Genomic DNA, 14,021 nt, shown 5'->3' on the forward strand with positions numbered 1-14,021 from the left:
AGAAGATCAACGGAGAACACTCAATGAACAGCCAACCTCTGCGTGTCGGCATCGGCGGTCCGGTCGGATCGGGCAAGACCGCCCTGACCCTGGCCCTGTGCCTGGCCCTGCGCGAGCGCTACAACCTCGCGGTGGTCACCAACGACATCTATACCCGCGAAGACGCCGACTTTCTGGTGCGTAACGAGGCCCTGGCGCCAGAGCGCATCATCGGCGTGGAAACCGGCGGCTGCCCGCACACAGCGATCCGCGAGGACGCGTCGATCAACCTGGAAGCCGTGGACCAGTTGAACCGTCGCTTCGAAGGCCTGGACCTGATCATTGTCGAATCCGGCGGCGACAACCTCTCGGCCACGTTCAGCCCGGAGCTGTCCGATCTGACCATCTACGTGATCGACGTTTCCGCCGGCGACAAGCTGCCGCGCAAGGGCGGCCCGGGTATCTGCAAATCCGACCTGCTGGTGATCAACAAGATCGACCTGGCCCCGATGGTCGGCGCCTCTCTGGAAATGATGGATCGCGACACCAAGAAGATGCGCGGCGACAAGCCGTTCGTGTTCAGCAATCAGAAAACCGGCCATGGTCTGGAAGACATCATCGCCTTCATCGAGCGCCAGGGTCTGCTGACCGCCGCCTGAATTCATTCACTCAAGGAAAACCCGTTCATGAACTGCAAAAAAGTCTTCGGCGCCCTCGCGCTGCTGCTGGTTCCGGCACTGGCCTTCGCCCACCCCGGTCACGATGAAAGCGGCCTGGTGGCCGGCATCAGCCACCCCCTGGGCGGCCTTGATCACCTGCTGGCGATGGTTGCCGTGGGCCTGTGGGCCGCGCAGCAGAAAGGCGCAGCGCGCTGGGCGCTGCCGTGTGCGTTCGTCGGCACCATGCTGATCGGCGGCCTGCTGGGCTTTGAAGGGCTGGAGCTGCCAGCACTGGAAAGCGGCATTGCCGCGTCAGTGTTCGCGCTGGGCCTGGCCGTTGCACTGGCGGTGCGTCCGCCGCTGTTCGTCGCGGTCGCCGCCACGGCACTGTTCGCCCTGTTCCACGGCGTGGCCCACGGCCTGGAGCTGCCGGAAATGTCCAGCCCATGGGGTTACGCGCTGGGCTTCGTCGGCGCCACCGCCGCACTGCACGCCGCTGGTTACGCCGTGGTGCGCTACCTGCCTGCGGCCGCTGCGCCGGTGGTGCGGATTGCCGGCGCGCTGTCGGCTGCGACCGGGGTCTGGTTGTTCGCCGCTTGATTTGACCTCATTCCTGTAGGAGCGCGGCTTGTCCCGCGACCGGCTGCGAAGCAGTCGCAAACCCCGTGAACGCGGTGTGTCAGGCATACCGCATTCACCGGATTTACGACGGGTTCCCCGCCGGTCGCGGGACAAGCCACGCTCCTACAATTGATCTGCATCTGCCTCAAAATCCCCGCCTCCTGCTACCATGTCGCGCAATTTGCCCCTGCCGTGACGCCAATCGATGCCTGACGCTGCCCTCCCCTCCGAACTGTCCGCTGTGTTCGCTACCGTGCAGCAGCACTTCATGCGCGTGATCGTGCCCATGTGGATCGGTCCGGGCTGGAATGCCGAGATGGCCCTGCCCTTCGAAGCCCTCGACTCACAGCACCAGCCGTTGCCACCGCAGCGCTATCGGGCCATGGCCTGTGCCCGGCAGTTGTTCCTGTTTTCCAGCCTGATCGGCGATCCACAGGTGCCGCAGGCCGAAGAACGCGCAGGCGCACTGTTCCGCTCGCTGCAGCGGCACTTCCATGACGCCGAGCACGGTGGCTGGTTCTACAGCATCGATCCACAAGGCGCACCGCTGGACCGGCGCAAAGACCTGTACACCCACGCCTTCGTCATCTTCGCCTGCGCGCATTACTGGGCGAAGGTGCGCGAGCCGTTGGTGGAATCAGTACTCAACGCTGCGCTGCAAGTGGTCGCCGAGCGTTTTGCCGACGGCGATGGCCTGTATGAAGCGGTGCTAGAGGAAGACTGGTCCTCGCTGGACGCAGGTCCGCTGCAGAACCCGCTGATGCACCTGGCCGAGGCGTTTCTGGCCACGCTGGACGTGCGCGAAGACGCTGACACCCTGGCGGCCCTGAATGCGCTGACCGAGGCCATGCAGCGACGTTTCGTCGATGTTGCTCACGGGGTGATGCTGGAGAAGCCACTGGACGCTGTGGATAACTGGTCCGAGCCGGGTCATCAGTTCGAATGGTTCTATCTGCTGGAGTCGTCGGCGCATTTGCGCGGCACGCCGTTGCATCGTTCGCTGACCACGGCGTTCGCCTATGCCGAGGCACAGGGTGTGGATACATCCACGGGCGCAGTGGCTGCCACGCTGGCGGTGGATGGCACGATCAAGGATGGCACCCAGCGCATCTGGGCTCAGGCCGAATACCTGCGGGCGCTGACCTTGCGGCCGAACAGCGAGGCATTACTGGCCCGCCAACTGAATGCCCTGCAACAGCGTTTTCTGCACCCTGCCGGCTGGAATGAATGCCTGGACAACCAGGGCCAGCTCAGCCGCCGCGACATGCCGTCGACCACGCCGTATCACCTGGCGACGTGCTATATCGGCTTGGCATCTTACTTTCGCCCCTGAACCGTAGGAGCGCGCTTGCCCGCGATGGCAATGTCGGTCATCCCGGCCTCTCGCGAGCAAGCTCACTCCTACGTTGACCGCATGTCCCTGTAGGAGTGAGCTTGCTCGCGATCGCATTCTTCCGGTCACCACATCGGTCACAGGCCCACCGCAATCGCAGGCAAGCGCGCTCCTACGGGCAGTGGCGTATTCAGGATCGCCACCGCCGGCAAGCCGGACTGCTACAGGTTTCGGGACGTTTATCGAATCTGTAGGAGCCGGCTTGCTGGCGAACGCGGTGCATCAGCTACATAACGGTGTCTGACACACTGCATTCGCCAGCAAGCCGGCTCCTACCGGTCATATGCGGCTTGGCGATCCCGCCTTACTTCGCATCACCGCGCGTACGATCAATCGCAAATCCTGCCCAGGTCTGGCTGACCGGCATGATTTCCAGGTTGTTGACGTTGACGTGGGCTGGGGTGTTCATGATCCAGAAGATCGTCTCGGCGATGTCCTGTGGCTGGATCGGCTCGGCGCCCGCGTAGGTGGCGTCGTACTTGGCCTGATCGCCGCCGAAGCGCACCAGCGAGAACTCGCTTTCACACAGGCCCGGCTCCAGGTTGGTCACACGCACGCCGGTGCCGATCAGGTCGTTGCGCAGGTTCAGCGAGAACTGACCGACGAACGCCTTGCTACCGCCATACACGTTGCCGCCCGGGTACGGGTAGTTGCCGGCCACCGAGCCCAGGTTGACGATGCTGGCACCGCGACCGTAGGCAATCAGACGCGACAGCAGCAGGCGGGTGGTGTAGACCAGACCCTTGATGTTGGTGTCGATCATGGTGTCCCAGTCATCCAGATCACACTTCGGCGCCGGGTCGATGCCCAGTGCCAGACCTGCGTTGTTGATCAGGCCGCGAATCTTGCCGAACTCGGCCGGCAGGCCTTCGATGGCGCTCTCCATGGCTGCACGGTCGCGCACGTCCAGGGTGATGGTGTGCACCTTGGTCTGTTTCGACAGCTCGGCCTGCAGCGCCTGCAAACGGTCCTCACGGCGACCGGTCAGCACCAGCGACCAGCCCGCTTCTGCAAAACGCCGGGCGCACGCTTCGCCAAACCCGGAAGTAGCGCCGGTAATGAACACGGTGGAAGTCATTGGAATCTCCTGACTTGAGTGGTGCGGGCTTATGGGAAATAAGCGCGGGTTAACGCAGCCTGCGCTGCGCGTAGGAAAGTTCTGGAGAATGCCCGCGCAGACGGTGACGGATCAAGCCTGACGCGCAAGATCGTCGTACAACCGCATGTGCTGTACAAAAAACGACCAGAAACCGCAAAGCCACGTAACGTGCGGCCTGCACGCAGTTTTGCCCATCTTATCCACAGCCGCACGCACAATCTCTGGGGGCAACTCGAAACCACGCAGGCCGCGCCATACGGGGTCTGTGGGCAATTTTTCGAGTGTTTTTCCTTGACCCGCTGAAACGTATCTGCAATAGCGCACCAGCGCTGATGGCACGATGAACCCCTTCATGCCGCCACAAGCCAGAGATTGCGCTACCTGCGGAGGTCTTTCCAAGGGTTGCACACAGAGTTATCCACAGGGTTATCACCTGTAAAAGCTGTATAAAAAACCAGCCATGATGGCGTTGACAAATCACTCGAAAATACCGACCAAAAACACTGGTCAAATACTGATCAATAGGCTACAAGCCACGCCAATCGTGGCCTGCAGCCACCTGCCACCAACTTATTCACAGCCGTCTCCACAGTAAAACTGAACAAGTCAAAACCGTGACAAAACAACCATTTGCAGCGGCTAACTGTCGCGCTTTGGCAGCAGTTGAAAAGGGTTTTCCACAATTGCAAACGACGACGCCCCGAGTGTTATCCACCCGGGGCGTCGCGTACCGCAAATCAAGCGAAAGGATCAATGCCCGCCGAGATAGGCGTTGCGCACTTCCTCGTTGCTCAGCAGCTCCTTGCCGGTGCCGGTCAGGCGGATTTCGCCGTTGACCATCACATAGGCACGGTCCGACAGCTTCAGCGCGTGGTTGGCGTTCTGCTCGACCAGGAAGATGGTCATGCCGGTCTGTGCCAGTTCACGCAGGGTGGAGAAGATCTGCTTCACCACGATCGGCGCCAGGCCCAGGCTCGGCTCGTCCAGCAGCAACAGCTTGGGACGGCTCATCAGCGCACGGGCAATCGCCAGCATCTGCTGCTCGCCACCGGACATGGTCATCGCCCGCTGATTACGCCGTTCCTTGAGGCGCGGGAACAGCTCGAACATGCGCTGCATGTCTTCGCTGGCGTATTTGTCGCCGATCGGGATGGTGCCCATCATCAGGTTCTCTTCCACCGACATGTCGGGGAACACCCGACGGCCTTCCGGCGACTGTGCAATGCCGTTGGACGCGATGTAGTGCGACGACTTGTGGGTGATGTCGGTGCCCTGATAGATGATCTGCCCGCGAGCCGCCCGCGGCTGGCCGAAGATCGACATCAGCAGCGTGGATTTGCCCGCGCCGTTGGAGCCGATCAGGCTGACGGTTTCTCCTTCGTTGATTTCCAGCGAGACTTTCTTCAGGGCCTGGATCGGCCCGTAATACACGTCGATCTCTTTCAGTTCGAGGATCGGCTTACTCATACCAGCTCCTCTTCATCAGCACCCAGATACGCAGCAATCACTTTCGGATCGTTGCGGATCTGCTCCGGCTTGCCCTTGGCAATCACGTTGCCGTGGTCCAGCACGACGATATCGTCGGAAATGCCCATGACCATGCCCATGTCGTGCTCGATCAGCACGATGGTCATGTCGTGGTCGTCGCGCAGGTGGCGAATCATGCCGCTCAACGCTTCGGTTTCCTGCGGGTTGAGGCCTGCGGCCGGTTCGTCCAGGCAGATCACCTGCGGGCGGGTACACATGGCCCGGGCGATCTCCAGGCGGCGTTGCTGGCCGTAGGACAGCTCACCGGCCAGACGGTTGGCGCAGTCCACCAGATCGACCACTTCCAGCCAGTAGAACGCCGTGTTCAGCGCGTCCTCTTCCGCCTTGCGATAGCCCTTGGTGTTGAGGATGCCGGCCAGCATGTTGCGGTTGACCCACATGTGCTGGGCCACCAGCAGGTTCTCGACCACGGACATTTCCTTGAACAGGCGAATGTTCTGGAAGGTCCGGGCCAAGCCTGCGCGGTTCACCAGATGGGTGCCACCGAACATCTTGTAGAACAGCCGGCTGCCGAAGCGTTTCGGCGAGGCGAAATCGCTGGCACGGAACTGCTCGCCGAGCAGCTGGATGACGTTGGTCTTCTTGCCGCGCGCATTGAGTTCGATGCGCCCGCCGGTGGCTTTGTAGAAACCGGTCAGGCAGTTGAACACGGTGGTCTTGCCGGCGCCGTTGGGGCCGATCAGGGCGAAGATCGAGTTGCGCCGTACTTCCAGACTGACGTCGCTGAGGGCCTTGATGCCGCCGAAGTGCATCATCAGGTTTTCGACGGACAGAACGATATCGTTGCTCATCACACGCCCTCCGCTTTGGCCAGCACGCCTTTGCGTGGGCGCACGCCGCTACGGCTGATGCGAATCAGGCCGCGTGGGCGCCAGATCATCATCAGCACCATGAGCACGCCGAACAGCAGCACGCGGTATTCGGCGAAGCTGCGCAGCATTTCCGGGGCAACGGTCAGCACGAATGCAGCGATCACCACACCGACGGTGGAACCCATGCCGCCGAGCACGACGATGGCCAAAATCAGCGCCGATTCGAAGAAGGTGAACGACGTCGGGTTGACGAAGCCCTGATAGCTGGCAAAGAACACCCCGGCCAGACCGGCGGTGGAAGCACCCAGGGTGAACGCCGAGAGTTTGACCAGCACATGGTTCAGGCCCATGGCGCGGCAGGCGATCTCGTCTTCACGCAGGGCTTCCCAGGCGCGGCCGACCGGCATGCGGGTCAGGCGATGCTTGATGTACAGCACGGCCAGCACGACGAGGAACAGCACGCCGTAGATGAAGATGAATTTCAGGTCCGGGTTGTATTCGAAGCCGAAATATTCATGGATCGGAATGCCGCCATCCTTGGCCCGACGGCCGAACTCAAGGCCCAGGAAGGTCGGCGAAGGCACCGCCACGCCGTTCGGGCCGCCGGTGAACGACAGCCAGTTGTTCAGCACCAGACGGATGATTTCACCGAAGCCCAGGGTCACGATGGCGAGGTAGTCACCGTGCATGCGCAATACCGGGAAACCGAGGATGCAGCCGGCGAGCGCCGCCGCGATGGCCGCCAGCGGCAATGCCGACCAGAAGCCCAGCCCCAGGTACTGATAGCCCAGCGCCAGACCATAGGCACCGATGGCGTAGAACGCCACATAGCCGAGGTCGAGCAGACCGGCCAGACCGACCACGATGTTCAGGCCCAGGCCCAGCAACACGTAGATCAGGCCGAGGATGACCACGGTCAGCACGTATTTGTCGGCAAACACCGGGAAGACCACCGCGATGACGATCATCAGCGGGATGATGTAACGCAGGCGCGATTTGTAGTCAGGCGGCAATACGTGAACGCCGGAGCCGGAGCCCTCGAAGTTCTGCAGGATCGCCAGGCCCTTGGGCGTTTGCAGGAACAGGCTGAGCAGGAAGCGGCCGATCACCACCACGCCGACCAGCGCGGCAACACGTCGCGGCTCCATGTTGAACTGGTAGCCGTCGAGCACGACGCCGACGATGGGACCGAACACGATCAGCGCCAGCAGGCCGGCGATCACCGCGTCGATCAGGCTTTGTTTGATATCGATGGGTTTGACGGGAGCAGACATGGTTACACCTTCGCCACGAGTGGGCGACCCAGCAGGCCTTGAGGACGGAAGATCAGGATCAATACCAGCAGGCCGAAACTGAACACGTCTTTGTAGTCGGAGTTGATCAGACCGGAGAATTGCGACTCGGCAACCCCCAGGATCAACCCGCCGAGCATGGCGCCCGGCAACGAGCCGATACCGCCCAGTACCGCAGCGGTGAAGGCCTTGATGCCGATGACGAAGCCGGCGAAGAAGTCGAAGGTGCCGTAGTTCATGGTGATCAGCACGCCGGCCAGCGCGGCCATGGCAGCACCGATGACGAACACGTAGGAGATGATCCGGTCGGTGTTGATGCCAAGGATCGACGCCATCTTGCGGTCCTGCTGAGTGGCGCGGCACATCCGCCCCAGCTTGGTGTACTTGATGATGTAGGTCAGCACACCCATGCCGACGAAGGCGGCAATCAGGATGAAGATCTTGGTGTAGGTGATCTGCACGAAGCCACTGCCGACCTCAAAGCGCATGGCGCCTTCAAGAAGGGTCGGTACGCCTTGCTGACGTGGGCCCTGGGCGATCTGCGCGTAGTTCTGCAGGATCAGGGAAATGCCGATGGCGCTGATCAGCGGTGCCAGGCGGGTCGAGTTGCGCAGTGGCTTGTAGGCCACCCGTTCGATCACGAAGCCGTAGATACCGGTCACCACGATGGTGAACACCAGCGTGCCGAGAATCAGGAAAGGGAAAGACTGAATGCCGAAGAACGACAGCACGGCCAGGCCGATGGCTGCGAGGTAGGCGGAGATCATGTACACGTCGCCGTGGGCGAAGTTGATCATGCCGATGATGCCGTAGACCATCGTGTAACCGATGGCGATGAGGCCGTAGACCGAACCGAGAGTCAGGCCGTTGACCATTTGCTGCAGGAAAATACCATCCATCACGCACGCTCACGAACTTGAAAGGCCAACCCGGCGTACACCGCCAGCCCCCTCGTGAGGAGCGGCGTGACACGCACGATGGCAACAGAAGAAATCCGGCGCCGCGTGGCGCGGCACCGATTACCGGGCCAGGCCGCGAGCGAGCCCGCAGCCTGTCCGACTAAGCGCTCAACTCACTTCTGCTTTTCGAGCTGGTGATATTTGCCGTCCTTGTCCCACTGATAGACCACGTAGTCGGAGACTTTCAGGTCGCCCTTGGTGTCCCAGGCCTTCTCGCCCATGACGGTCTTCACCGGGTGGGCTTTGAGGAACTTGGCGGCGTCTTCGCCCTTGTTCGACTTGGCGCCGTTGAAGCCGGCAGCCAGGGCCTGAACCGAAGCGTAGGCGTACAGGGTGTAGCCTTCAGGCTCGTAACCGGCCTTGCGGAACTGATCGACCACGGCCTTGCTGTCTGGCAGCAGGCGCGGGTCGGCACCGAAGGTCATGTACACGCCATCGACGTATTTCGCGCCACCGGCGGTGGTCACCAGTTCGTCGGTCACGACACCGTCGTCGGACATGAACTTGACGTCTTTCAGACCTTGTTCACGCATCTGGCGAACCAGCGGACCGGCTTCCGGGTGCAGGCCGCCGAAGTAGACCACGTCGGCGCCAGCGCCACGGATCTTGGTGACCAGGGCGCTGAAGTCTTTCTCGCCACGGGTCAGACCTTCTTCCAGCACCGGCTTCACGCCACGGGCGGTCAGCTGCTTGGCGGTGGCATCGGCCAGGCCCTTGCCGTAGGTGTCCTTGTCGTTGATGACGGCGACTTTCTTGCCCTTGAGCACGTCGACGATGTAGTCGCCGGCGACGATGCCTTGCTGGTCGTCACGGCCGCACATGCGGAACATGGCGCTCAGGCCGCGCTCGGTCACGGTCGGGTTGGTGGAACCTGGAGTGATCGCGATGATGCCCGCTTCGTCATACACCTCCGACGCCGGAATGGTCGACGAGGAGCAGAAGTGACCGACCACGCCGGCAACCTTCTCCTGGGACATCTTGTTGGCCACCGCTACGGCCTGTTTCGGCTCGCATGCGTCATCGCCCTGAACCAGAACGATCTTCTCCCCGTTGACGCCGCCCGCAGCGTTGATTGCATCCGCCGCCGCCTGGGCGCCCTTCATGTACTGCAGACCGAACGAGGCGTTGGCGCCTGTCATCGGGCCTGCAACGCCGATCTTGACGTCGGCCTGCGCAAAAGTAGCCGCACCCATTGCAGTAGCCACTGCGAGTGCCAGAAAGCCTTTCCTGTAAAACGTCTGCGACATGAGTTGGTGCTCCTAGGTTTTTTAATTAGCACTGCGACCACAGAGATGCTCTGAGCAAGCGGCGTGCCATCGGTTTTTTATTCTGAAAAAAGTCATCGTTTTGTTGTTTTTTTGACTGTTTCGAGCCCACTTTCATTGGGCGTGCAACCGTCTGAACCGCGCAAGGTGCAACCTTTTTCGTTCCGAAAGAGCAACCCTCCTCATTTATCCGCGCAACCTTGTGGCAACAGACCGTACAACCCAATGGTTACAGCATGCGTCACCGAACTGCACACCAGAGGTGCGCAGCCGCTACAGCACGCACCATTTGAGGTTAGTGGACGTACAGAAAACCACCGCTATCCGTAGGACATTTCTGCCTTAGATGACGATTCGCAGGCATTGCCCTGCGTGATATAGCGAAAAGCCAGCTTCATACAGCGAACTGCGCAGCCCAATGCCCGCCAACGGACGCATGGGTGCGAAGGGAATCGGCAGCACGTCAGTGTTACCGCTGCACAAATAATCGGCAAACGCCTTGCCGACCACCGTGCCAGTGGTGTTGCCGCGACCGTTGTAACCGGTCATCGCGACCAGTCCCGGTGCAGGTTCAAACATGCGTAACAGGTGATCGGGCGTGAAGTCGATGCAACCGGTCCAGGTGCATTCCCACTCCACCTTTTGCAGGTACGGGAAATAGTGCTGCTGCACGCGGTCGGCCCAAGCCTTGAGGAACCAGGCCGGCTTCTGGTTGCCGTTGCCCAGGCTGCCCAGCAACAGGCGACCGTCGGCGTCGCGGCGGATGCTGCTCAGCACCTGACGGGTGTCCCACGAGCCCTGACCACCGGGCAAGATCTGCTGCGCGGCGTCTTCGGTGAGCGGCACCGAGGCGACCTGATAGTAATAACCGGGGAAAAAATTGCGCTTGATGTCGGTCCATTCGCCTTCGGTGTAAGCGTTGGAGGCGATGACCACCTGATCGGCAAGCACCGACCCTTGATCGGTGATCACGCACCAGCGCTGACCCTGACGCTCCAGGCGCTTGACCGGCGAATGATCGTAACGCTGGCCGCCGAGCTTGCTGACAGCTGCCGCCAGACCGCTGGTGTAGGCCATCGGGTTGATGGTGCCAGCACGGTGGTCGAGCAGCGCGGCGGTGATTTCTTTGGTACCGGTGGCCTCCTGACAGGCCTTGCCGGTGAGCAATTCGATGGGCGCGCCACGGCGTTTCCATTGTTGCTCACGGCTGCGCAGGTCGACTTCGCCCTTGGCGTTGTGCGCCATGTGCAACGTGCCCTTGCGCGTGGCCTGGCAGTCGATGGCGTATTTTTCGATCAGGCCGAACACCACCGACGGTGCGTTGCCAAGCATGCTGTTGAGCTGGCTGCCGACCTTTTCGCCGAAACCGGCTTCGATCTCGTCCGGCGGAATCCACAGACCGGCGTTGACCAGCCCGACGTTGCGCCCCGAACCGCCCTGGCCGGTGCGATGGGCTTCGACAATGGCGACCCGCTTGCCTTGCTCCAGCAAGTGAATGGCCGCCGACAACCCGGTAATGCCCGCGCCGATCACGCAGACATCGACCGTCATTTCCCCTCTCAACGCTGGCGCCTCAGGCCTCTGCGGCGTCAGCGTTTCCCACAGACATTCTTCGCGTAGCGGCATCGCAAAACCTCGGAAAGAGACAACGATGATTCAAGATTCAATTGCAGCGTCGTTTGTTATACCGCCATCGCGAGCAAGCTCACTCCTACATGTTCTACGCAAGACCTGTAGGAGTGAGCTTGCTCGCGATCCGGGTGTACGCGGTGCGCTTGGCACACCACGTACGGGTCAATCGAAGGTAATCCCCTGCGCCAGCGGCAGTTCGCGGGAGTAGTTCACCGTCGCGGTCTGGCGGCGCATGTAGCCTTTCCACGAATCGGAGCCGGACTCACGGCCGCCGCCGGTTTCCTTCTCGCCACCGAACGCACCGCCGATTTCCGCGCCGCTTGGGCCGATGTTGACGTTGGCGATGCCGCAGTCGCTGCCCAGCGAGGAGATGAACTGCTCGGCTTCACGCACGTCAGTGGTGAAGATGCACGAGGACAGGCCTTGCGGCACGTCGTTGTTCAGGCGCACGGCGTCGTTGAAGTCGTCGTAACCGACCACGTACAGGATCGGCGCGAAGGTTTCGCTGCGCACCACGTCGCTCTGCTCCGGCATTTCCACGATGGCCGGCGAGACGTAGTAGGCATTCGGGAATTTGTCGGCCAGCTGGCGCTTGCCGCCGAACAACTTGCCGCCTTCGCTCAGGGCCTGTTCCAGCGCTTCCTGCATGTTTTCGAAGCTTTGCTTGTCGATCAGCGGGCCGACCAGATTGCCTTCCAGCGGGTGGCCGATGCGCACTTTGGCGTAGGCGGCTTTCAGACGCTCGACGAACTCGGCCTTGACCGAATTGTGCGCGATCAGGCGACGCAGGGTGGTGCAACGCTGGCCGGCGGTGCCGACGGCGCTGAACAGTACGGCGCGCACGGCCAGATCCAGATCGGCGCTTGGCGCGAGGATCATGGCGTTGTTGCCGCCCAGTTCGAGAATGCTGCGAGCGAAACGCGCGGCGATCTTCGGCGCCACTTCGCGGCCCATGCGGGTGCTGCCGGTAGCACTGACCAGCGCGACGCGGCTGTCGTCGACCAATGCCTCGCCGGCATCACGACCACCGACCACGCACTGCGCGAGGAACTGCGGCGCATCCGGGAATTCGGCGGCAACGCGGTCGAACAGTGCCTGACAGGCCAGTGCGGTCAGCGGAGTCTTTTCCGACGGCTTCCAGATCACCGAGTTGCCGCAGACCAGCGCCAGCGCGGTGTTCCACGACCATACCGCGACCGGGAAGTTGAACGCACTGATCACGCCGACCACACCCAGCGGGTGCCAGGTTTCACGCATGTGGTGGCCCGGACGCTCGGAGGCGATGGTCAGGCCGTAGATCTGCCGCGACAGGCCAACGGCGAAGTCGCAGATGTCGATCATTTCCTGCACTTCACCCAGACCTTCCTGGGTGATCTTGCCAGCTTCCCACGACACCAGTTCGCCGAGATCGGCCTTGTGCTTGCGCAGTGCTTCGCCGAACAGGCGAATCAGCTCGCCACGGCGTGGCGCCGGCACTTTGCGCCAGGCTTCGAAAGCGTGTTCGGCACGGGTGATGCGCTGCTCGACCTGCGCGGCGCTTTCCCAGCTCACCGAGGCGACCTGGCTGCCATCGATCGGGGTATGCACAGGCTTGTCGCCCTTCTGGTACAGCGCGGGGTCGACACCGAGACGGGTAAGCAGGTCGTTGAGCATGATTTCTCCTGGGGTTCGTTCGAACCGTAAACACGAAAGCGGAATGCTGTGACGCGGATAAATTGTCAGCCTCTAGTAATAGCCCTGATGCTTGAGTCCAACAAACGACGATTAAGCGAGATATCATTCCGTTTTTTCATGCTGAGCCGAGTACGCCGAGTATGTTGAACAGACGCCACATGCCTTCCATCACGGCCTTGCAGTGCTTTGAAGCGGTGACCCGGCACCTGAGCTTCACCCGCGCGGCCGAGGAGTTGAACCTGACCCAGAGCGCAGTCAGCAAGCAGGTCGCGCAGCTGGAAGAACTGGTGCAGCACCTGCTGTTCCGCCGCGTGCGCCGACGTTTGCAGCTGACACCCGCAGGTGCGCTGTATCTGGGCGAGGTGCGCAAGATCCTCACCCAGGTGGAGATGTCCACGCACTTCCTGCGTTCCTACGGCGGCGAGACCGAAGTTTTGCGAGTGTCCACGCCTTCGACCTTTGGCGCGCGCTGGCTGGTGCCGCGCCTGAAGGGCTGGCGTTTGCGTCATCCGCATATCCATCTGGACCTGGTCAACGAACAGGACAGCGACGACCTGGCGCAGAACCGCTGTGACGTGTCGTTCTACTTTGGCCAGGGCGCCCGCCCCGGTGCCGAGAGCGTCAAGCTGTTCAACGAAGAACTGGTGGCCGTCTGCGCACCGGGCGGTCTGCCAGACAAACCGTTCAAGGAGCCGACACAACTGGCCGAACTGGTGCTGCTGCAGAACGCCCACCGCCCGCAGGCCTGGCACGAATGGTTCGAGGATCAGGGTTATCAGACCGAGCACAGCTACCACGGCCCGCGCTTCGAGACGTTCTACATGTGCATCCGCGCAGCACAGGTCGGCTGCGGCGTGGCCCTGTTGCCGAAGTTTCTGGTCGAGGAAGAACTGGCCGACGGCAAGCTGGTGATCGCCTGGCCCCACGCCCTGCCCAGCCGCGACGCCTATTACCTGGCCTACCCGGAACACACGGCGGAAGTGCCGAAGATCCGAGTGTTCGTGGAGTGGATGCTGGAGCAGCTGGATTCGCCGACGCCGCAATGACGGTGAAATCTTCCTGTAGGAGTGAGCTTGCTCGCGAGAGGC

At 61.8% G+C, this 14,021-nt stretch carries 12 protein-coding genes; 4 read left to right on the forward strand and 8 right to left on the reverse strand.

All coding sequences use genetic code 11. The features are described from left to right. Positions 1–23 precede the first annotated feature (23 nt). The 3 genes from ureG (at position 24) to ACIPL0_RS00315 (ending at position 2,592) form a co-directional block, all read left to right on the forward strand. Positions 24–638 (forward strand): urease accessory protein UreG, encoded by a 615-nt coding sequence (gene ureG / locus ACIPL0_RS00305; RefSeq protein ID WP_400595040.1) that lies wholly within the window; start codon positions 24–26, stop codon positions 636–638. 27 nt (positions 639–665) lie between these two features. Further along, complete coding sequence (locus tag ACIPL0_RS00310; protein WP_400595038.1) at positions 666–1,238, forward strand: HupE/UreJ family protein; 573 nt, start codon at positions 666–668, stop codon at positions 1,236–1,238. Positions 1,239–1,464: 226 nt separating this feature from the next. Next, the gene (locus tag ACIPL0_RS00315) at positions 1,465–2,592 is read left to right on the forward strand and encodes an AGE family epimerase/isomerase (protein WP_400595036.1); all 1,128 of its coding nucleotides are present in this window, start codon (positions 1,465–1,467) and stop codon (positions 2,590–2,592) included. A gap of 364 nt (positions 2,593–2,956) precedes the next feature. Here ACIPL0_RS00315 and ACIPL0_RS00320 read toward each other — a convergent pair whose 3' ends face one another. From ACIPL0_RS00320 to ACIPL0_RS00355, 8 genes are all read right to left on the reverse strand, one after another. Beyond that, positions 2,957–3,730 carry an SDR family oxidoreductase gene (locus tag ACIPL0_RS00320; RefSeq protein ID WP_400595034.1) on the reverse strand — a complete coding sequence of 258 codons (774 nt, stop codon included), beginning with the start codon at positions 3,728–3,730 and terminating at the stop codon, positions 2,957–2,959. Positions 3,731–4,501: 771 nt separating this feature from the next. After that, positions 4,502–5,218 (reverse strand): ABC transporter ATP-binding protein, encoded by a 717-nt coding sequence (locus ACIPL0_RS00325; RefSeq protein WP_400595032.1) that lies wholly within the window; start codon positions 5,216–5,218, stop codon positions 4,502–4,504. Next, complete coding sequence (locus ACIPL0_RS00330; protein ID WP_400595030.1) at positions 5,215–6,090, reverse strand: ABC transporter ATP-binding protein; 876 nt, start codon at positions 6,088–6,090, stop codon at positions 5,215–5,217. Before ACIPL0_RS00330 ends, ACIPL0_RS00325 begins: the two co-directional genes overlap by 4 nt. After that, the gene (gene livM / locus ACIPL0_RS00335; protein ID WP_400595028.1) at positions 6,090–7,385 is read right to left on the reverse strand and encodes a high-affinity branched-chain amino acid ABC transporter permease LivM; all 1,296 of its coding nucleotides are present in this window, start codon (positions 7,383–7,385) and stop codon (positions 6,090–6,092) included. Before livM ends, ACIPL0_RS00330 begins: the two co-directional genes overlap by 1 nt. A gap of 2 nt (positions 7,386–7,387) precedes the next feature. After that, positions 7,388–8,302, reverse strand: a complete 915-nt coding sequence (locus tag ACIPL0_RS00340; RefSeq protein ID WP_400595026.1) for a branched-chain amino acid ABC transporter permease LivH — start codon at positions 8,300–8,302, stop codon at positions 7,388–7,390. A gap of 173 nt (positions 8,303–8,475) precedes the next feature. Next, positions 8,476–9,609, reverse strand: a complete 1,134-nt coding sequence (locus ACIPL0_RS00345) for an ABC transporter substrate-binding protein (protein ID WP_400595024.1) — start codon at positions 9,607–9,609, stop codon at positions 8,476–8,478. A 360-nt stretch (positions 9,610–9,969) separates the two neighbouring features. After that, on the reverse strand, positions 9,970–11,253 hold the full coding sequence (locus tag ACIPL0_RS00350) for an NAD(P)/FAD-dependent oxidoreductase (protein WP_400595022.1): 1,284 nt from the start codon (positions 11,251–11,253) through the stop codon (positions 9,970–9,972). A gap of 168 nt (positions 11,254–11,421) precedes the next feature. After that, positions 11,422–12,912, reverse strand: coding sequence for an aldehyde dehydrogenase family protein (locus ACIPL0_RS00355; protein ID WP_400595020.1), 1,491 nt, complete (start codon positions 12,910–12,912; stop codon positions 11,422–11,424). A 161-nt stretch (positions 12,913–13,073) separates the two neighbouring features. On the opposite strand from ACIPL0_RS00355, the gene ACIPL0_RS00360 reads away from it, so the two are divergent. Continuing rightward, positions 13,074–13,979, forward strand: a complete 906-nt coding sequence (locus tag ACIPL0_RS00360; protein WP_400595017.1) for a LysR family transcriptional regulator — start codon at positions 13,074–13,076, stop codon at positions 13,977–13,979. Positions 13,980–14,021 lie beyond the last annotated feature (42 nt).

The organism is Pseudomonas sp. NPDC090208 (assembly GCF_044746785.1).
GTDB lineage: Bacteria > Pseudomonadota > Gammaproteobacteria > Pseudomonadales > Pseudomonadaceae > Aquipseudomonas.

Bases quoted from the DNA above. Each gene is read 5' to 3' on its own strand.
- ACIPL0_RS00360 (WP_400595017.1), top strand. From the start codon at position 13,074: ATGTTGAACAGACGCCACATGCCTTCCATCACGGCCTTGCAGTGCTTT.
- ureG (WP_400595040.1), top strand. From the start codon at position 24: ATGAACAGCCAACCTCTGCGTGTCGGCATCGGCGGTCCGGTCGGATCG.
- ACIPL0_RS00355 (WP_400595020.1), bottom strand. From the start codon at position 12,912: ATGCTCAACGACCTGCTTACCCGTCTCGGTGTCGACCCCGCGCTGTAC.
- ACIPL0_RS00320 (WP_400595034.1), bottom strand. From the start codon at position 3,730: ATGACTTCCACCGTGTTCATTACCGGCGCTACTTCCGGGTTTGGCGAA.
- ACIPL0_RS00325 (WP_400595032.1), bottom strand. From the start codon at position 5,218: ATGAGTAAGCCGATCCTCGAACTGAAAGAGATCGACGTGTATTACGGG.
- ACIPL0_RS00340 (WP_400595026.1), bottom strand. From the start codon at position 8,302: ATGGATGGTATTTTCCTGCAGCAAATGGTCAACGGCCTGACTCTCGGT.
- ACIPL0_RS00350 (WP_400595022.1), bottom strand. From the start codon at position 11,253: ATGCCGCTACGCGAAGAATGTCTGTGGGAAACGCTGACGCCGCAGAGG.
- livM (WP_400595028.1), bottom strand. From the start codon at position 7,385: ATGTCTGCTCCCGTCAAACCCATCGATATCAAACAAAGCCTGATCGAC.
- ACIPL0_RS00315 (WP_400595036.1), top strand. From the start codon at position 1,465: ATGCCTGACGCTGCCCTCCCCTCCGAACTGTCCGCTGTGTTCGCTACC.
- ACIPL0_RS00310 (WP_400595038.1), top strand. From the start codon at position 666: ATGAACTGCAAAAAAGTCTTCGGCGCCCTCGCGCTGCTGCTGGTTCCG.
- ACIPL0_RS00345 (WP_400595024.1), bottom strand. From the start codon at position 9,609: ATGTCGCAGACGTTTTACAGGAAAGGCTTTCTGGCACTCGCAGTGGCT.
- ACIPL0_RS00330 (WP_400595030.1), bottom strand. From the start codon at position 6,090: ATGAGCAACGATATCGTTCTGTCCGTCGAAAACCTGATGATGCACTTC.